The 17,636-nt window shown below is 43.8% G+C and carries 19 protein-coding genes; 9 read left to right on the forward strand and 10 right to left on the reverse strand.

What is annotated here, in order from left to right; genetic code table 11:
* Positions 1-22: 22 nt before the first annotated feature.
* Positions 23-985 carry a D-2-hydroxyacid dehydrogenase gene (locus tag AB4589_RS02415; protein WP_371707661.1) on the forward strand — a complete coding sequence of 321 codons (963 nt, stop codon included), beginning with the start codon at positions 23-25 and terminating at the stop codon, positions 983-985.
* Positions 986-1,077: 92 nt separating this feature from the next.
* Here the strand turns inward: AB4589_RS02415 and AB4589_RS02420 are convergent, their stop codons facing one another.
* The 4 genes from AB4589_RS02420 to argR all read right to left on the reverse strand — a co-directional run bounded on the left by AB4589_RS02420 (position 1,078) and on the right by argR (position 6,240).
* On the reverse strand, positions 1,078-1,515 hold the full coding sequence (locus AB4589_RS02420) for a universal stress protein (RefSeq protein WP_029222921.1): 438 nt from the start codon (positions 1,513-1,515) through the stop codon (positions 1,078-1,080).
* Positions 1,516-1,622: 107 nt separating this feature from the next.
* A complete protein-coding gene (locus AB4589_RS02425; protein ID WP_009847836.1) occupies positions 1,623-4,202 on the reverse strand; it encodes a TRAP transporter permease in 2,580 nt (859 codons plus the stop codon).
* A 255-nt stretch (positions 4,203-4,457) separates the two neighbouring features.
* Entirely contained in the window at positions 4,458-5,426 is a 969-nt protein-coding gene (locus tag AB4589_RS02430; protein ID WP_009847835.1) for a TAXI family TRAP transporter solute-binding subunit, read from the reverse strand.
* A gap of 343 nt (positions 5,427-5,769) precedes the next feature.
* On the reverse strand, positions 5,770-6,240 hold the full coding sequence (gene argR / locus AB4589_RS02435; protein WP_004735909.1) for a transcriptional regulator ArgR: 471 nt from the start codon (positions 6,238-6,240) through the stop codon (positions 5,770-5,772).
* Between the two features lie 332 nt (positions 6,241-6,572).
* Between argR and mdh the strand changes: the two genes are divergently transcribed.
* Together mdh and AB4589_RS02445 are read left to right on the forward strand one after the other, a co-directional pair.
* Positions 6,573-7,508, forward strand: a complete 936-nt coding sequence (gene mdh / locus AB4589_RS02440; protein ID WP_009847834.1) for a malate dehydrogenase — start codon at positions 6,573-6,575, stop codon at positions 7,506-7,508.
* 129 nt (positions 7,509-7,637) lie between these two features.
* Complete coding sequence (locus AB4589_RS02445; protein ID WP_009847833.1) at positions 7,638-7,829, forward strand: hypothetical protein; 192 nt, start codon at positions 7,638-7,640, stop codon at positions 7,827-7,829.
* 70 nt (positions 7,830-7,899) lie between these two features.
* Here the strand turns inward: AB4589_RS02445 and ispB are convergent, their stop codons facing one another.
* Complete coding sequence (ispB, locus tag AB4589_RS02450; RefSeq protein ID WP_371709230.1) at positions 7,900-8,871, reverse strand: octaprenyl diphosphate synthase; 972 nt, start codon at positions 8,869-8,871, stop codon at positions 7,900-7,902.
* Positions 8,872-9,139: 268 nt separating this feature from the next.
* Between ispB and rplU the strand changes: the two genes are divergently transcribed.
* The 6 genes from rplU (at position 9,140) to folA (ending at position 13,151) form a co-directional block, all read left to right on the forward strand.
* The gene (gene rplU / locus AB4589_RS02455) at positions 9,140-9,451 is read left to right on the forward strand and encodes a 50S ribosomal protein L21 (RefSeq protein WP_004740823.1); all 312 of its coding nucleotides are present in this window, start codon (positions 9,140-9,142) and stop codon (positions 9,449-9,451) included.
* Between the two features lie 19 nt (positions 9,452-9,470).
* Positions 9,471-9,728, forward strand: coding sequence for a 50S ribosomal protein L27 (gene rpmA / locus AB4589_RS02460; RefSeq protein ID WP_004735905.1), 258 nt, complete (start codon positions 9,471-9,473; stop codon positions 9,726-9,728).
* A gap of 322 nt (positions 9,729-10,050) precedes the next feature.
* The gene (cgtA, locus tag AB4589_RS02465; RefSeq protein ID WP_009847831.1) at positions 10,051-11,223 is read left to right on the forward strand and encodes an Obg family GTPase CgtA; all 1,173 of its coding nucleotides are present in this window, start codon (positions 10,051-10,053) and stop codon (positions 11,221-11,223) included.
* Between the two features lie 167 nt (positions 11,224-11,390).
* Positions 11,391-12,158: a threonine/serine exporter ThrE family protein gene (locus AB4589_RS02470; RefSeq protein ID WP_269335457.1), complete on the forward strand. Its 768-nt coding sequence runs from the start codon at positions 11,391-11,393 to the stop codon at positions 12,156-12,158.
* Positions 12,158-12,631 carry a threonine/serine exporter family protein gene (locus AB4589_RS02475; protein WP_371709228.1) on the forward strand — a complete coding sequence of 158 codons (474 nt, stop codon included), beginning with the start codon at positions 12,158-12,160 and terminating at the stop codon, positions 12,629-12,631. Before AB4589_RS02470 ends, AB4589_RS02475 begins: the two co-directional genes overlap by 1 nt.
* Positions 12,632-12,671: 40 nt before the next feature.
* Positions 12,672-13,151, forward strand: coding sequence for a type 3 dihydrofolate reductase (gene folA, locus AB4589_RS02480; protein ID WP_371709227.1), 480 nt, complete (start codon positions 12,672-12,674; stop codon positions 13,149-13,151).
* An 81-nt stretch (positions 13,152-13,232) separates the two neighbouring features.
* Here the strand turns inward: folA and AB4589_RS02485 are convergent, their stop codons facing one another.
* The 5 genes from AB4589_RS02485 to surA all read right to left on the reverse strand — a co-directional run bounded on the left by AB4589_RS02485 (position 13,233) and on the right by surA (position 17,616).
* Positions 13,233-14,036, reverse strand: a complete 804-nt coding sequence (locus AB4589_RS02485; protein ID WP_371709226.1) for a symmetrical bis(5'-nucleosyl)-tetraphosphatase — start codon at positions 14,034-14,036, stop codon at positions 13,233-13,235.
* Between the two features lie 31 nt (positions 14,037-14,067).
* Positions 14,068-14,448, reverse strand: a complete 381-nt coding sequence (apaG, locus tag AB4589_RS02490) for a Co2+/Mg2+ efflux protein ApaG (protein WP_371709225.1) — start codon at positions 14,446-14,448, stop codon at positions 14,068-14,070.
* 81 nt (positions 14,449-14,529) lie between these two features.
* On the reverse strand, positions 14,530-15,345 hold the full coding sequence (rsmA, locus tag AB4589_RS02495) for a 16S rRNA (adenine(1518)-N(6)/adenine(1519)-N(6))-dimethyltransferase RsmA (protein ID WP_009847826.1): 816 nt from the start codon (positions 15,343-15,345) through the stop codon (positions 14,530-14,532).
* Complete coding sequence (gene pdxA, locus AB4589_RS02500) at positions 15,342-16,331, reverse strand: 4-hydroxythreonine-4-phosphate dehydrogenase PdxA (RefSeq protein ID WP_167855767.1); 990 nt, start codon at positions 16,329-16,331, stop codon at positions 15,342-15,344. The genes rsmA and pdxA overlap by 4 nt, the downstream gene beginning before the upstream one ends.
* A complete protein-coding gene (gene surA / locus AB4589_RS02505; RefSeq protein WP_135444494.1) occupies positions 16,321-17,616 on the reverse strand; it encodes a peptidylprolyl isomerase SurA in 1,296 nt (431 codons plus the stop codon). The genes pdxA and surA overlap by 11 nt, the downstream gene beginning before the upstream one ends.
* Positions 17,617-17,636: the final 20 nt, after the last annotated feature.

Raw genomic sequence — 17,636 nt, forward strand, 5'->3', positions numbered from 1 at the left:
GACATAAATTCAAGGACGTACAATGCCGCAGTTGAAAGTGGTCTTTCTCGACCGAGCGACCATCCCATCTCAAATACATTTAAAACCTCTTAGCTTTGAACATCAATGGGTTGAGTATGATTTAACTTCGCCGGAGCAAGTGTCTGAACGAGTTGAAGACGCTGATGTGGTTATTACCAATAAGGTTGTGCTCAACGAATCGAATTTAGCTCAAGCACAACAACTTAAGCTAATAGCTGTTTCAGCAACGGGTATGAACAATGTCGATGTAGAGTACTGCAAGGGTAACAATATCGCAGTGGCTAACGTACAGGGCTATGCGACTCAATCGGTACCTGAACATGTTATCGCGATGCTGTTTACGCTTAAGCGAAACCTCGTTGGTTATCATCAAGATATCGAGGCTGGCGAGTGGCAAAAGGACAAACAATTCTGTTTCTTTACTCATCCGATTCAAGATGTTGCAGGCAGTACATTGGGCTTAATCGGGAGTGGTAGCTTAGGGCAAGCGACCGCGATATTAGCAAAAGCGATTGGTATGAATGTCATCTTTACTGAGCGTAAAGGGGCTGATTCTTGTCGAGAAGGGTATCTACCTTTTGATACGGTGTTACAGCAAGCGGATGCGATCAGCTTACATTGTCCATTGACTGAAGCGACTCGAAATCTGATTTCAGAGCGAGAGCTAACCATGATGAAATCAAGTGCGGTATTAATTAATGCTGGCCGTGGTGGACTTGTCGATGAGCAGGCCTTAGTTGAAGCTTTGAAAAGTAATGAGATTGCAGGTGCGGGCATGGATGTGTTTACACAAGAACCTGCAGATAATTCGAATCCACTATTGGCTAACAGTCACTTACCTAATTTACTGCTAACACCACATGTGGCGTGGGGCAGCGACAGTTCAATTCAAAAACTGTCTGATATCTTAATCGATAATATTGATGGGTTTGTTGCAGGTAATCCGCAGAACTTAGTGAGTTGATTGAAGAATTGAATGGTGCAATCACAAAATCTAAAAAGGTTGGCTATTAGGCCAACCTTTTTAGATTTAGATCGTTGTGTCGATTAAGTGATTTAGCCTTGCGGCTTAACTACCAATACATTGATTGGTGAGTTCTGAACCACTTTGCTTGCAACAGAACCAAGTACAACCTTGTCGATTTTTGAACGCTTATGACTAGGCATCACGATAAGATCTGCCCCTAGTTTCTCTGCGCAATCAAGAATCGTTGTGTAGGTCTTGCCTTCGGCAACGTGAACTTTATAGATCACATCATCGTCGATATGCTTATCAGCAAATTCTTTCAGCTGATTTTTAACATCAAGCTTCATTTGGTTTGCTGCATCTTTCGGGAAGTAAGACGCTACCATCGACATGTGGATGCCCGGTAATACGTTCAGAATGTGGATCTCAGCATTACTGTGTTTCGCGTGCCATACCGCTAGCTCGACCGCTTTATCAGAAAAGCCTTTGTCGTTCAGATCAACGGGAACAAGGATTTGTCTATACATGTATTCGTCTCTTTTTGATCAGCGCCGAGTACATACCAAGCGCTGTAATTATCTTTTCCATGTAGTAAAAAAGCCAAATAGAGTAGAGCGCTATTTGGCTCTATCCATTACGCGCTAATCTCATCCTTACGAGCACGCCTTCTTTGGTTCATCGCTAAACCAATCAAAATTAATAGGGCAGGTAAGAATACCCACTCTTTCATTGGTCGTTCTGCATCTTGGATAACGGATTTAATTTCCCAATCAAAGTCAATGCCAGCGGCTTCAGCAGGGCTACCAAACTCAACCATATCAACAATCATCTTGTCGTCAGCTTGGGTCAGCATTAGGCCCATTGAAGCAATGCGGTCTTCACTTGTTGTCGCAGAATCTTCAAACGGAAGGCGAACTGTTTTCTCAGAATAGTTACCTTCTAAGTTTTCGCCACCGACTCTCAATTCAAGCGATTGTCCCACAGATAGATTTTCTGTGATTTGAGCAATCTCAACTCCAGGTGAAAGAACTTTCTCTGGATAAATCATGTCCCACCAGAAGCCAGGGCGGAAGAAAGAGAAGGTCAGAACGATAAGCAGTATAGTTTCCCACCACTTGTTCTTAGTGAACCACCAACCTTGTGTCGCTGCTGCAAAGATAAGTACCGCAGTAACCGAAGAGAAAATCGTCAGTGCTAAGTGCCACCAAGAATCAATGCCCATCAACAGTAGTTGGGTGTTGAAGATGAACATGAACGGCAATATCGCGGTCCGGATATCGTAGGTAAAACCTTGAATACCGGTACGAATCGGGTCTGATTTAGCAATCGCAGCGGCCGCAAATGCAGCCAAACCTACCGGAGGTGTATCGTCCGCAAGAATACCGAAGTAGAACACGAATAAGTGAACCGCAATCAGTGGAATGATCAAGCCGTGCGCTGCACCTAAGGTAACAATTACTGGTGCCATCAATGTTGATACAACGATGTAGTTCGCCGTTGTTGGCAAGCCCATACCTAAGATCAAGCTGATTACCGCAGTGAATAACAACATTAGAATGATGCTACCGCCTGAGATGAACTCAACAAAATCGGTCATTACAAGGCCGATACCTGTCAGCGTTACCACGCCTACAACCGTACCTGCTGCAGCTGTCGCTACACCGATACCGATCATGTTACGTGCGCCTGAAACTAAGCTCTCTGCTAGGTCAACGAAACCTGCTTTAGTTTGCTCTGCAAGATCGTCTGATTTGTTCATCAGAGTCATTAAAGGACGCTGAGTGATCAGAATGAAGATCATGAACACGGTCGCCCAGAATGCCGACAGACCTGGAGAGAAACGTTCAACCGTTAAACACCAAACTAGAACTACGATAGGCAGTAGGAAGTGAAGGCCAGACTTAATCGTTGGGCCTGGATCAGGTACTTCTGTTAGGTTCTCGTCGATTTCCATGCCACCTTCAGCTGCGTATTTAGCAGAAACACGAACCAGAGCGACATAAGAGACTAATAGAGCAACAGTCACAATTGGTGTGGCCGCAGCGCCAAAGACATCTTTTGTCCAGCCGACACCGTAGTAAACCGCAGCGCTGATAACACACAGACCTAAAATGGTACCCGTAAAAGACAGTAGGCTTTGTACGATAGTTGGTGTGTGACGACGAGGTAAGCCCGTCATACCTGCTTTACATGCCTCTAAGTGAACAATGTAAATCAGGGCGATGTAAGAGATCAGAGCGGGCAGTAGTGCTGCTTTGATTACTTCTACGTAAGAGATGCCCACATACTCAACCATCAAGAATGCTGCTGCACCCATGATCGGTGGTGTTAATTGACCATTGGTTGAAGCTGCGACTTCTACTGCACCCGCTTTTGTTCCCGGGAAACCAACACGCTTCATTAGCGGGATAGTAAAGGTACCTGTGGTAACTACGTTAGCAATCGAAGAACCTGATACCAGACCAGATAAACCAGATGCTACAACGGCTGCTTTCGCTGGGCCGCCCTTCATGTGGCCAAGCAGAGAGAATGCCACTTTGATGAAGTAAGCACCTGCACCCGCGCGCTCAAGCATTGCACCAAACAGTACAAACAAGAATACAAATGACGTTGATACGCCAAGAGCAACACCGAACACACCTTCTGTTGTTAACCACAGATGCGACATTGCCTTGTTCAGGCTCGCACCTTTGTGGGCGATAACGTCTGGCATGTGTGGACCGCCAAAGGTGTAAAGTAGGAAGACGGCTGCCACAACCATAAGAGGTGGACCTAAAGCGCGTCGTGTTGCCTCAAGCAGTAGAACCATACCGAATACGGCCGCAACAATATCGAATGTTGTTGGTGCACCCGAGCGTTCAGCGAGCTGAGTATAGAAAATATAGATATAAGAAGCTGAAAAGCTACCTACAAGCGCTAGTATCCAGTCGACAGCTGGGATGCGATCCCTAGGCGAATTCTTCATGGCTGGATAAGCGGTAAAGGCTAGGAAAATAGCAAACGTAAGGTGAATTGCTCGAGCTTCAGTGTCGTTTAAAATTGCGAAGTTAAAAATGAATGGCAGCGGAGATGCATACCAAAGTTGGAACAGTGACCAACATAGAGGCACAAACCATAAAATACGGCCTTGGATACCACGAGGGCTACGCGCACCAGTATCTGATTGTGCCACCATTTCTTGCACATCTGGAGACGGTGATGTTGTCTGCGTCATGTACTTTATCCTTATTATTGATGGTCTGCCTTTTGTTACGAACAACTAAACGTGATTTCTTTCCTATCTAGTGTAGTGAATGGATAGAGAAATGCGTTCTTTGTTCGTCTTTGTCTTAGGCTTGATACGAAGGTAAGTCCTCCAAATTGGAGAAACTTAAAGGGTTGTTCTTTTCACTTAAATTATTTTTATAAAACGTGAAAAGCCAATAAGGAGGACTAGCCTCCTTATTGGTTTAGTAGGCTTAAAGTAGAGTTACTTTAGAAGACCTACTTCTTTGTAGTATTTTGCGGCACCTGGGTGAAGAGGGATAGAGATACCCGCTTTAACCATGTCTTCTTTTTTCAGGTTAGCAAATGCTGGGTGCAGACGTTTGAATGTTGCGAAGTTTTCAAATACTGCTTTAGCAACGTTGTATGCTACTTCATCCGAAACGTCTGAAGTTGTTACCATAGTTGCAGCAACACCGAAGCTATTTACGTCAGCATCTGTACCGCGGTACATACCAGCAGGTACTGTGCTGTATGCGTAGTATGGGTTTTCAGCTACGATCTTGTCGATCTGTGGACCTGTTGCAGAAACCAGTTTTGCATCACAAGACGTTGTCGCTTCTTTAATTGATCCGTTCGGGTGACCAACCATGTAGATGAATGCATCAATCTTGTTATCACAAAGTGCTTGTGAACGCTCAGAACCTTTCAGTTCAGAAGCAAGCTTGAAGCTATCGTTAGTCCAGCCCATAGAGTCCATTACAACACCCATCGTTGCACGATCGCCAGAGCCAGGGTTACCAATGTTGACACGCTTACCAGCTAGGTCTGAAACATTGTTAATACCTGCATCGGTGCGAGCGATGATGTTGAACGGTTCTGTATGTAGAGAGAACATAGCACGAAGTTTCTTGTATTCGCCTTGGTCTTTGAACTTACTTGTACCGTTGTAGCCGTGGTATTGCCAGTCCGATTGAACAACACCGAAATCTAGTTCACCAGCACGGATGGTATTAACGTTGTAGATTGAACCGCCAGTAGACTCGACAGAACAACGAATGTTGTGGTCTTTACGGCCTTTGTTCACTAGCTTACAAATTGCACCACCAGTCGGGTAATAAACACCCGTTACTGAACCAGTACCAATTGTGATGAACTCTTGAGCGTTAACTGCGCCAGCGCCCATTACAGCAGCTGCAATAGCCCCAACTTTAATCAGTTTGGTAAATGCCATGAATTTCCCTTCCTTTATTCATTATTAACCCTGAAACAAGTGTAGTCGTTTCTGGAGTTTCCTATTTGGAAACGGCACCTTTTTCAATCCATGTGATGAAAAAGTGGCTGAATAATATCAAAAATTGGCAGAAAATTACTCAAATGTTAAAAGATATAGCGAAAAAATCTAACAAATGACGGTTGGATCTCGTGTTTGATTTGCTATTGAGTTTTTTAAAATCAATGAGTTAGTGATTTTTGGGAGAGGCGGGATAGATATCTTAGGATGTGATTTGGATCACGAACTAAATAGGTGTTTGTGATCCAATAGCAATGGCTGATAGTTATGAAACTGTGAGCAATTATCCTGCGTATTCAAACAGTTCGCATACAGAATCGAACAGTTGCTTAGTGGTAACTGATAAGGTTGGAGTAATGAAGATAGTATCATCTCCAGCAACTACCCCCAGTATGCCTTCTGACTTACCTAATGAATCTAATAAGCGAGCAATAAGCTGCGCGGCACCAGGGCCAGTGTGTATCACAACCAATGCATTGTTGTGATCAATATCTAACACTAACTCTCTTAAAGAGCTCGAAACCGTCGGAACACCAAGTTCAGCAGGAAGACAATAAACCATCTCCATTTTTGCATTGCGTGTTCGCACGGCGCCAAACTTAGTTAACATACGCGAAACTTTAGATTGGTTGATACTTTCAAAGCCTTCATGCTTCAGGGCATCGACAATCTCGCCTTGCGAACCAAAACGTTCTTCTTTTAGTAGTGATTTAAAAGCTCGAACTAAGTTGTCTTGTTTTTCTGTATTGCGCATATGTCATTCTTATTCATTAACAAAGATGTTTGCATATTCTCGCATACATATTCAGTTCTCGCCAAAATATCACGGTAATTTGTTAGTCATATCACTGTAAAAATTTAATAGGATAATGTGTTATTTAAGACGAGTTGTTTTGTCATTTCAAATGATTATCGCCATAATGCGAACTTGCTGTGTAGCACGGTTTTATTGACTTGCGCGAAGTCGCAAAGCTAGCGTTAATTGATTGTAATCACTTTGTGATTAATATAGTTTTTTAACTTAAATTTAGCTCAAGAATTACCCTACAAAGAATCTATAAGAGAAAGCTCTCAAGGAGAATAACAATGAAAGTAGCTGTTATTGGTGCCGCTGGTGGCATCGGTCAAGCCCTAGCCCTACTACTAAAGAACCGCCTGCCTGCTGGTTCAGATCTTGCACTTTACGACATCGCTCCGGTAACCCCGGGGGTTGCTGCCGATCTTAGCCATATCCCAACGCCTGTTTCGATCAAAGGTTACGCGGGTGAAGATCCAACTCCAGCACTTGAAGGTGCGGATGTTGTGCTTATTTCTGCGGGTGTTGCTCGTAAACCTGGTATGGATCGTGCGGATCTTTTCAATGTGAACGCTGGCATTGTTAAGTCTCTAGCTGAAAAAATTGCCGTTACTTGTCCTACTGCTTGTGTTGGTATCATTACTAACCCAGTAAATACAACAGTGCCAATCGCTGCTGAAGTACTTAAGAAAGCGGGCGTTTACGACAAGCGTCGTTTATTCGGTATTACTACTCTTGATGTCATTCGTTCTGAAACGTTCGTTGCTGAGCTGAAAGATAAAGATCCAGGCGACATTCGTGTTCCTGTTATCGGTGGTCACTCAGGTGTAACGATCCTTCCTCTGCTTTCTCAAGTTGAAGGTGTTGAGTTTACTGACGAAGAAATCGCAGCGCTAACAACTCGCATCCAAAACGCGGGTACTGAAGTAGTAGAAGCTAAAGCGGGTGGCGGTAGTGCGACCCTATCTATGGGTCAAGCAGCTTGTCGCTTCGGTCTTGCTCTAGTGAAAGCACTTCAAGGCGAAGAGAACGTGATTGAGTGTGCCTACGTTGAAGGTGAAGGCGAGCACGCACCATTCTTCGCACAACCAGTTAAACTTGGCAAAGAAGGCGCTGAAGCGATTCTTAGCTACGGTGAACTGAGCGACTTCGAACGCAATGCACTAGACAGCATGCTAGAAACGCTAAATGGCGATATTGAGATTGGTGTTGAATTCGCTAAATAAGCGATAGATAACTGAACTCTGCTAAAACGACAGTTAACGAAAGCCGATCATTGCGATCGGCTTTTTTGATCCTTGTATTCAATCCACTCGTAATCTTTTTCTAACCACGAAGAATTAGGGTATTGAACGATGACTAGAGTACAAAAAGGGATGAATGTTAACTATCTAGGTCGCTTGGGCAAGATATTGGTTATCGATGAGCAAGAGCAGTTCGCGTTGTTTGAGTCTTACAATAGTCATAAGCAATATGCAGTTCCGTTGGAAGAACTTGAAGAGATCGAAGCGCAACTACCTCTATCGTTAGAATCGAGTCGTTATTGAGACCCAGAGTATTATCTAGCAGGATCAAAAAAAGAGCCAACAGGCTCTTTTTTATTATATAGCTGTCTATTTACTTGCTACGTTTTACTGCAAGGTGAGCTAGCGTAGTTAAAGCCTGCTTGTATTCTGACTCAGGAAGAATAGAAAGCTCAGCAATAGCTTTATCAGCTTCTTCATAGGCTTTATTGGTCGTGTACTCTAACGAGCCGGTCTCTTTCATGACAGACATGATGTCGTCGAGATGTTCCATACCATTGGCTTTTTCAATCGCTTCACGAATCATGCTCGCTTGGTCTGGCGAGCCATTATGCATAGCGTAAAGTAATGGTAACGTCGGTTTGCCTTCTGCTAAGTCATCACCAACATTTTTACCCATCTCTTTACCATCAGCGGTGTAGTCCATCACATCATCAATAAGCTGGAATGCTGTTCCTAGGTACTTACCGTAGTTTTGCATCGCAGTTTCGATCTCAGGTGAAGACTCTGTAAGAATTGCGCCGATTTGGGTTGCGGCTTCAAACAAACGAGCGGTCTTTGAATAGATCACCTGCATGTAGCTTTCTTCTGTGGTGTCTGGGTTGTTACAGTTCATCAATTGTTGAACTTCACCCTCGGCAATCACATTTACTGATTCGCTCATTAGCTCAAGGATCCTTAAAGATCCAAGCGTCGTCATCATCTGGAATGAGCGGGTGTAAATAAAATCACCAACCAAAACGCTAGCTGCATTACCAAAAGCAGCATTCGCTGTCGCTTTGCCACGTCGCATGTCTGATTCGTCGACAACATCGTCATGAAGCAGTGTTGCTGTGTGGATAAACTCAATAAACGCGGCTGAGGTTATATGAGCCTCTCCTTGGTAACCAAGTGCGCGAGCTGATAAAAGAGCAAGCAAAGGGCGTAGGCGTTTGCCACCACCGCTAACGATATAAAAACCAAGCTGGTTGATTAAACTTACGTCAGAATTAAGTTGGGCTTGAATTGTTTCATTCACTTTTGCCATATCATTGGCAGTAAGCGTTTGGATAGCTTTAAAATCCATTGTTCATCCGGCTGAAGTTAGACCCTGTAAGGCTTATACGTTGTATTTAATTGTTGAATAATACACTAAAAAACGTTGATTAATACATCACTTAAAGGCATCATTGCCGCACTTTTCTTTGGCGAACATGTTTTCGCCAATATTTTAAAAATATGGCTTGTCATAGCGGCATGATTCCCGTAGAATCTGCGCCCTATTGATTAGTTTAGCGCACACCCGAGTTGTAGAATTAACAACCATAGGCTGTGCGGAAAAAGCGGAGTAAAATATGTACGCTGTTTTCCAATCTGGTGGCAAACAACACCGAGTAAGCGAAGGTCAAACACTTCGTTTAGAGAAATTAGACGTTGAAACTGGTGCAACTGTAGAATTTGATAAAGTTCTTCTTGTTGCTAACGGCGAAGAAATCGCTGTTGGTGCACCTCTTGTTGAAGGTGGCAAGGTTACTGCAGAAGTAGTACAACACGGTCGTGGCGATAAAGTAAAAATCGTTAAGTTCCGTCGTCGTAAGCACTCGCGTAAGCAAGCTGGTCACCGTCAGTGGTTCACAGAAGTGAAAATCACTGGCATTAACGCTTAAGTATTAGGAGAGTTTAACAATGGCACATAAAAAAGCTGGCGGTTCTACTAATAACGGCCGCGATTCAGAAAGCAAACGTCTTGGTGTTAAGCGTTTTGGTGGTGAATCTGTTCTTGCAGGTAACATCATCGTTCGTCAACGTGGTACTAAGTTCCACGCTGGCACAAACGTTGGCATCGGTAAAGACCATACTCTTTTCGCTCTTACTGAAGGTAAAGTGAAATTTGCAGTAAAAGGTCCTAAAAACCGTAAGTTTGTAAGCATCGAAGCTGAGTAATTTAATCTTTTATTAGATTATTTATACTAGCTTTCAAGCTGAATTCAAAAGCCCTGCCGATTCGGCAGGGTTTTTTATTTATAGCGAGAATAAAAAAGTAGACGCTCTGGCTTTAGTTTGAGAAGCAATTTGGTGTTTGATAAACAGTTTAGTTTTGAGAAGCCGTTTGTTTTTTAAGAAACAGAAAGCAAAGAACCTCTCCTTATTTGTTCCTTGGTTGCAGATCGATCTAGATCTTAGGTGATCGATCTAAACACGGATCTGCTAGAATTTATATCACTCCTTGATGAGTGGTAACGCAACGTAAGTGCGGAGTTAAAAAATGAAATTCGTTGATGAAGCATCAGTAAAAATAGAAGCCGGTGATGGCGGTAATGGTACAGTAAGCTTTTGGCGCGAAAAATTCGTCGCTAAAGGTGGTCCTGACGGCGGTGATGGCGGTGATGGTGGTGATGTTTACATCCAAGCGGATGAAAACTTAAACACACTGATCGACTACCGTTTCCAACGTTTTTACAATGCAGAGCGTGGCGAAAATGGCCGCGGTGGTAACTGTACGGGTAAACGTGGTAAAGATATGACCATGAAAGTACCTGTAGGTACTCGCGCTGTTGATATCCACACTAATGAAATCGTTGCTGAAGTTGCTGAACATGGCAAGAAAGTAATGGTTGGTAAAGGTGGTTGGCACGGTCTTGGTAACACGCGTTTTAAGTCGTCTGTTAACCGTGCTCCTCGTCAAAAGACAATGGGTACTAAAGGTGAAGTTCGCGAACTACGTTTAGAGCTTCTTCTATTAGCGGATGTTGGTATGCTTGGCTTGCCAAACGCTGGTAAATCTACTTTTATTCGCTCAGTATCTGCTGCGAAACCGAAAGTTGCTGATTACCCGTTTACCACGCTAATCCCTAGCTTAGGTGTTGTTAGTGTTGTCCCTGAAAAGAGCTTCGTTGTTGCTGATATCCCGGGTCTAATTGAAGGTGCAGCTGATGGCGCTGGCCTTGGCATTCGTTTCTTGAAGCACCTTGAGCGTTGTCGTGTTCTTCTGCACATGATCGATATTTTGCCGATTGATGGTTCTGATCCTATTCAGAATGCACTGACGATCATTGACGAGCTTGAGCAATACAGCGAAAAAGTGGCACAGAAACCTCGCTGGTTAGTATTCAACAAAGTTGATCTAATGCCTGAAGAAGAAGCGGATGAAAAGATTCAAGAAATCGTCGAAGCTTTAGGTTGGGAAGGCGAGTACTTCAAGATCTCTGCTGTAAACAAGATCGGCACGAAAGATCTTTGCTTTAAACTGGGTGAGTTCATGGAGAACCTACCTCGTGAAGTTGAAGCAATTGAAGAAGAAGAAAAAGTTAACTTTATGTGGGATGACTACCATAAAGATGCGATGGCCGGTAAGAATGTCGTTACTGAAGATGACGACGATTGGGATGACTGGGATGACGAAGAAGATGACGGTCATGTTATCTATGTTCGTGACTAAGTCTCAGAGTTTCTTATAAATACTTTGGTCGCTTCTTCTAAAGCACACTAATAGTATTACTAAACCGCAATGAAAATTGCGGTTTTTTTGTATCTAAATCATTATGTCTTATCGAATTTTAATGCAGAATTCGTTTCTAGATACTTTACGCCTATGGGAAGGAAATCATGGCATCAGAACAAAGAGCGATCTCAAGGTTAGTCGCTCAGTCAGGACAAATGTTATTGGCACACGGCGCCGAGAGCACACTGGTCGGTGATATTATGCGCCGCATCGGTATTGCTTGTGGGGTGAATGAGGTTGAAGTTGCACTGTCAGCCAATGCGTTGGTCGTGACAACAGTAATGGATGATCATTGCATAACGACTACTCGAAGCTGTGCTGATCGTGGCATTAACATGCAGGTTATCACCGACATTCAACGCATTTGCATCATGATGGAGAAGGGAATTCTCGATTATGATTTGGCGTATAAAAAGATTCAAAACATCAGCCCCGAGCGCTACAACCGTTGGTTAGTGGTTGTGATGATAGGGTTGTCGTGCGCCTCTTTCAGCCACCTTGCGGGCGGAGACGGGCAAGTCTTCATGATGACTTTTATTGCTTCAGCTTGCGGCATGATCGTCAGACAAGAAATTGGTCATCGCCATTTTAACCCCTTATTAAACTTTGCTATCACAGCGTTTGTTACGACAACTATTTCAGCGCAAGCGGTTCTTTATAACATCGGTGGCCAACCCACTATCGTGATGGCTTCTTCTGTGCTGATGCTTGTGCCCGGTTTCCCTTTAATTAACTCTGTTGCGGATATGCTTAAAGGCCATATTAATATGGGGCTCGCACGCTTTACCATGGCTAGTTTATTAACGTTGGCAACAAGCTTAGGCATTGTTGCGGCGATGAGTCTTTCAGACGTGTGGGGGTGGGCAAGCTAATGACTATCTTTGAATTATTGGTAGGCCTTCTGAACGATATGTTTTTTGCTGCCATACCTGCCGTCGGCTTTGCATTGGTTTTTAACGTACCACAACGAGCGTTGATCTATTGCGCGCTTGGAGGCTCAATTGGCCACGGTAGCCGTTACTTAATGATGCATTTTGGCATTCCCATTGAATGGGCGACGTTCTTTGCTGCGACTATTGTGGGGATGATTGGGGTTCATTGGTCACACAAACTGTTAGCACACCCAAAAGTTTTTACAGTCGCCGCTTTGATTCCGATGGTTCCAGGAGTCTTTGCGTTCAAAGCGATGATCGCTATGGTAGAAATAAACAGAGCAGGGTATAACCCAGATTTGCTCGCCATGTTGATGGAGAACTTCTTAAAGTCGATGTTCATTATCGCAGGGCTAGCGATTGGCTTGGCGGTGCCGGGGCTGTTATTCTATCGTCGTAGACCTATCGTCTAACTTCAATTTCATTTTCAGGTAAGGACAGGACTTTCTATTTATGATCATCAGTATGATAGCGGCAATGGCAAACAACCGTGTAATTGGTAAAGATAATCAGATGCCTTGGCATTTACCTGCAGATTTCGCATGGTTTAAACGCTCAACGATGGGTAAACCGGTAGTGATGGGGCGTAAGACCTATGATTCGATTGGTCGCCCTTTACCTGGCCGAGTAAATGTCGTAATCAGCCGCGACGAAAGTTTAGAAATCGAAGGTGTGACGACTGTAACGTCAATTGATCAAGCATTAGAGCTAGTAAGCGATGTTGATGAAGTGATGATCATCGGTGGCGGTTCTATCTATGAAAGCTGTCTGCCTAAAGCGAACAAGCTCTATCTGACTTATATTGATTTTGATGTGGATGGCGACACGCAATTCCCTGATTGGGGTGAAGATTGGAAGTTAAGCTTTCGCGAGGCCTATCAAGCGGACGAGAAAAATAAACACAACATGGAGTTTGTGGTTCTCGAGCGTTAACTGTGGTTATTAAGAGTTAGGCTCTGAAAAATACTTGCGTTACTGTACCCAGCTAGCGCAAGTATCTCGTATCTCGTTTTTTTATAGCGCTTTTTGAGTAAAAAACTGTTTGTCTTCCCAGCGAAGTATCGTCAATTCTCCTCCCCACACGCATCCAGTATCAAGTCCAATTACATCTTTTCCGTTATAGCCTTCAAGCGCAGCCCAGTGTCCAAAAACAACGGTTTTATCGAGCTTTATGCGTTGCGGAAGGTCAAACCATGGCACTAGTGGTTCATCGGTAATTTCATTCGGTGGTAGCTTACATGCCATGTCGAGTCGGCTATCTTCAAAACAGAAGCGCATTCTTGTCAGGCTATTGATCGCATAGCGATAGCGCTCTATGCCTTGCAACTCGTTGTTCCAGAGATCTGGCGTGTTGCTGTACATGTTCTCAATAAGCCACTGCCAACGGTCCGATTTCAGTAATGATGTTATCTCTCGATTCTCTATACGTGCTTGTTCCAAGTTCCATTGAGGAGAGATGCCTGCATGTGTCATGACAAACTCAGGGTGTTCTTGCATCAAGGGTTGTTGTCTTAACCATTCCAGCAATTGGTCACGGTCTTTAGCATCAAGAATTGGTTGAGTCTTGTCTTTTGGTTTAGCTGAAAAGAGGCCTAAGGATACCGCAAGTAGATGTAAATCATGGTTACCCAATACCACCTTCGCTGAACTGCCAAGGTTACGAACAAAACGTAACGTCTCTAAGGATTTAGGGCCACGAGCAACTAAGTCTCCGGCGACCCATAAAGTATCTTGTTGTCTATCAAAGTTGATGGTTTCAAGCAGTAACTGAAGCTCGTCGAAGCATCCTTGAATGTCTCCGACAATATAATTCGACACAGTATTTTCCTGTAAGTGGTAGAGATGCGTACTAGTTAAGGATATTGGGGATAGCCAGTCTAAATGGGTCGACTTCTGTTATGAAATCAATGCCTTTATGATTGGTCATCACATAGTGACCTTGCATAACACCCACAGGGGTTTCGATGACCGTACCACTGGTATATGTGTATTCGTCATTGGCTTCAATCACAGGCTGCTGTCCAACCACGCCATCACCTTCTATGGTGAGTTGTTTACCGTTAGAGTCGGTAATCAGCCAGCGGCGAGACATAAGTTGTACCGTTGTTTTACTTAGATTTTTGATGGTAATGATGTAAGCGAAAACGTAGCGATTCTTAGATGGCTCAGATTGTTCTTCAATATATTTAGAATGAACTTGGCATTTGATACAAGGCGTAGATATATCCATATTCGCACCTTTTGTTGTTGGTATGCTTTTAGTATTACATAAAAAATAGGCTCCTCACCGAAGTGTAGGAGCCTTTTTCGATTATTTGTCAGCGTTGTGACTGTCGTGCAACCAGTTCGCCATATCGACAAACTGTTCGAGCGTCAGGTTCTCAGGGCGCATGCCAGGGTTTACACCTAGCTCTTCAAGCACTTCCTTATCGATTAGGCTCTTGTAGCAGTTACGTACTGTTTTACGGCGCTGGTTAAAGCCTTCGCGACATACGCGATCTAACCACTTAAGATCTTTTGCCGGGTAAGGCAGTACTTCATAAGGCTGAAGACGAACGACTGCAGAGTCTACTTTCGGTGGCGGAACAAATGCTGTTGGTGGCACTTCTAACACAGGAGTGACTTTACAGTAATATTGAGCCATAACCGTTAGACGACCGTAAGCTTTAGTGCCAGGACCCGCTGCTAATCGGTTAACCACTTCTTTTTGAAGCATAAAGTGCATGTCTTGCACGTCTTTATGGAACTCAAAAAGGTGGAACATCAATGGTGTAGAGATGTTGTATGGCAAATTACCGAAGATACGTAACTTGTTGTTTGGCTTAACAAGTTGTTCGAAATCGAACTTCATTGCATCGCCTTCATAGATCGTTAACTTTTCAGCAAGATCAGGGTGATTACGCAGACGTTCAGCAAGATCTCTATCCAGTTCAATTACTGTGAACTTGTCGACAAGCTTGCCAACAGGCTCAGTAATCGCACCAAGACCAGGGCCGATTTCTACTAAGTTCTGGCCTGGTAGTGGGTTAATACTCGATACGATTCCATCAATAATGTATGGGTCGTTAAGGAAGTTTTGACCAAAACGTTTACGCGCTTTGTGCCCTAAGTGGACATCATTTCTCATTGCTTTTTCTCTACTAATTCAATGGCGTGCGTGAGCGCTGTTCTAAAGCTCCCTGTATCGGCTTGGCCTTTCCCTGCCAAGTCTAAGGCGGTACCGTGATCGACTGATGTGCGAATAAACGGTAAGCCAAGCGTGATGTTCACTGAGCGACCAAACCCTTTGTATTTCAATACCGGGAGTACTTGGTCGTGATACATACCTAAAACAGCATCTGCATCTTGCAAATATTTTTCATTAAAGATGGTGTCTGCTGGCAATGGGCCAACTAAATTAATACCATCTTTCTGGCGAATTTTTTCTAGCGTAGGGGTGATAGTTTCTATCTCTTCACGACCCAAACAACCATCTTCACCAGCATGTGGATTCAAACCACACACGTAGATAGTTGGTTTCTCAATAGCAAATTTTTCAACCAAGTCTTTATGCAGAATAGCAATGATTTGCTCTAATCTGTCTTCGGTCACTGCTTGAGATACATAAGCTAGCGGGATGTGCGTTGTTACTAGAGCAACACGCAGCCCTTCTGTTGCCAACATCATCACCACCAGTGGAGTATTGGACTTCTCTGCAAAGAACTCGGTATGGCCACTAAAAGCAACGCCAGCTCGGTTAATTACACCCTTGTGAACAGGGCCGGTGACAATAGCATCAAATTCATCATTCATACAGCCAATTGCTGCGGTTTCTAAAGTATTTAATACGTAATGACCGTTAGCCTCGTTGAGTTGGCCTGCAACTGCTGTTTCAGCTAGTGGAACGTGTTTCACAACCAATGTTCCAGAGCGTTGAGGTTGCTTGGGCGCGGTTGAGTCGTAATCCAACAGCTCAACTTCAATCCCTAACATTTCAGCTCGCTCTGCTAATAGGCTTTTATCCGCACAAACCACGAGCTGATGTGGCCAGCTTTCTTGGGATAATGCGAGAGTTAAATCTGGCCCAATTCCCGCCGGTTCACCTGCTGTAATGACAAGGCGTTTAGTTGTCATCTTGGTCATCCTCGACCACTTCAACAAAGGCGCTAGCTCTTACTTCTTGCAGCCAAGCACCGACTTCTTCGTTGAACTTACGGTTAAATAGAATTTGATAAGCCTTGTTTTTCAATGCTGAATCGGTACGGTCGACTTCGCGACGGTCTAGTACTTCAACAATGTGCCAACCGTGCACGGTTTTGAATGGCGCACTGATCTTACCTTCAGGTAGCGTTTCTACTTGGTGTTTGAACTCAGGAACGTATAAATCTGGAGTTTGGTAGCCTAACTCACCATCTTGTACTGCTGAACCGGGATCTTGGCTGTATTGCTGTGCAAGATCACCAAAGCTCGCTTCACCTGCGTTTACACGACGAGTGATTTCTTCAAGCTGCTCTTTCGCACCGTCATCACTCAAGATAACCGTTGGCTTAATCAAAATATGACGTGCATTAACTTCGGTAACTGCAACGGTTTCCAAACCTTTTACGTCTTCAATTTTTAGAATATGGAAGCCAACACCACTTCGGAAAGGACCGATGATGCTGCCTTTATTCTGCATTTTGATTTGGTCTGCAAAAATCGTAGGCATCTCTTCTTTACGCATCCAACCCCAATCACCACCTTGTAACGCTTTAGGGCCTTTAGAGTATGTATATGCCATGGTGCTAAAGTCTTTGCCGTTGTTTAGCTCTTCCACTAAATCAGTCGCTTGTGCTTCTAATTCTTCTTTGGTTTGGTCATCATTGAATCGAAGTTGAATGTGGCCAATTTTGTATTGAACCGTCGCATTGGTTTCTTGCGCTAAAATGTCCGCTAGGTTGTCGACTTCTGCTGGGAGGATATTAATACGACGACGAACCAAGGCATTGCGCGCTTCACTTGCCGCAATCTCTTTTCTTACTTGCTCACGAAATGCATTGTAGCTCAGGCCTTCTTCAGCGACCGATGCAGTAAGTTGTTGTACTGTTTGGTTGTTATCTTTGGCAATGCCTTCAATCGCTTGATCCAGTCGCGCATCATCAATTCGAACCCCAATACGTTCCGCTTCTTGAGTTTGAATCGTATCAATGATCAGCTTTTCTAGAACTTGCTCATTCAGTACATCTTGTGATGGTAATGTTTGTCCGCTTTTCTTCGCGTTTGCACGCAGTGTTTTCATAGAAGTATCAATGTCACTTTGTAAGATCACGCCTTCGTTGACGATCACTTTTACACTATCGAGTTCAACTGGTGCTGCATAGCTTATTGAGATAGTACAAGCCGCTGCGATAGCAATTAATGTGCGTTTCCACAATGTCATGTGTAATCCTTTATATTTAT

Origin of the sequence: Vibrio sp. 10N.222.49.A3, from assembly GCF_041475145.1 — a bacterium.
Classification (GTDB): Bacteria; Pseudomonadota; Gammaproteobacteria; order Enterobacterales; family Vibrionaceae; genus Vibrio; species Vibrio tasmaniensis_A.

Bases quoted from the DNA above. Each gene is read 5' to 3' on its own strand.
- AB4589_RS02415 (WP_371707661.1), top strand. From the start codon at position 23: ATGCCGCAGTTGAAAGTGGTCTTTCTCGACCGAGCGACCATCCCATCT.
- AB4589_RS02420 (WP_029222921.1), bottom strand. From the start codon at position 1,515: ATGTATAGACAAATCCTTGTTCCCGTTGATCTGAACGACAAAGGCTTT.
- AB4589_RS02425 (WP_009847836.1), bottom strand. From the start codon at position 4,202: ATGACGCAGACAACATCACCGTCTCCAGATGTGCAAGAAATGGTGGCA.
- AB4589_RS02430 (WP_009847835.1), bottom strand. From the start codon at position 5,426: ATGGCATTTACCAAACTGATTAAAGTTGGGGCTATTGCAGCTGCTGTA.
- argR (WP_004735909.1), bottom strand. From the start codon at position 6,240: ATGCGCAATACAGAAAAACAAGACAACTTAGTTCGAGCTTTTAAATCA.
- mdh (WP_009847834.1), top strand. From the start codon at position 6,573: ATGAAAGTAGCTGTTATTGGTGCCGCTGGTGGCATCGGTCAAGCCCTA.
- AB4589_RS02445 (WP_009847833.1), top strand. From the start codon at position 7,638: ATGACTAGAGTACAAAAAGGGATGAATGTTAACTATCTAGGTCGCTTG.
- ispB (WP_371709230.1), bottom strand. From the start codon at position 8,871: ATGGATTTTAAAGCTATCCAAACGCTTACTGCCAATGATATGGCAAAA.
- rplU (WP_004740823.1), top strand. From the start codon at position 9,140: ATGTACGCTGTTTTCCAATCTGGTGGCAAACAACACCGAGTAAGCGAA.
- rpmA (WP_004735905.1), top strand. From the start codon at position 9,471: ATGGCACATAAAAAAGCTGGCGGTTCTACTAATAACGGCCGCGATTCA.
- cgtA (WP_009847831.1), top strand. From the start codon at position 10,051: ATGAAATTCGTTGATGAAGCATCAGTAAAAATAGAAGCCGGTGATGGC.
- AB4589_RS02470 (WP_269335457.1), top strand. From the start codon at position 11,391: ATGGCATCAGAACAAAGAGCGATCTCAAGGTTAGTCGCTCAGTCAGGA.
- AB4589_RS02475 (WP_371709228.1), top strand. From the start codon at position 12,158: ATGACTATCTTTGAATTATTGGTAGGCCTTCTGAACGATATGTTTTTT.
- folA (WP_371709227.1), top strand. From the start codon at position 12,672: ATGATCATCAGTATGATAGCGGCAATGGCAAACAACCGTGTAATTGGT.
- apaG (WP_371709225.1), bottom strand. From the start codon at position 14,448: ATGGATATATCTACGCCTTGTATCAAATGCCAAGTTCATTCTAAATAT.
- rsmA (WP_009847826.1), bottom strand. From the start codon at position 15,345: ATGAGAAATGATGTCCACTTAGGGCACAAAGCGCGTAAACGTTTTGGT.
- pdxA (WP_167855767.1), bottom strand. From the start codon at position 16,331: ATGACAACTAAACGCCTTGTCATTACAGCAGGTGAACCGGCGGGAATT.
- surA (WP_135444494.1), bottom strand. From the start codon at position 17,616: ATGACATTGTGGAAACGCACATTAATTGCTATCGCAGCGGCTTGTACT.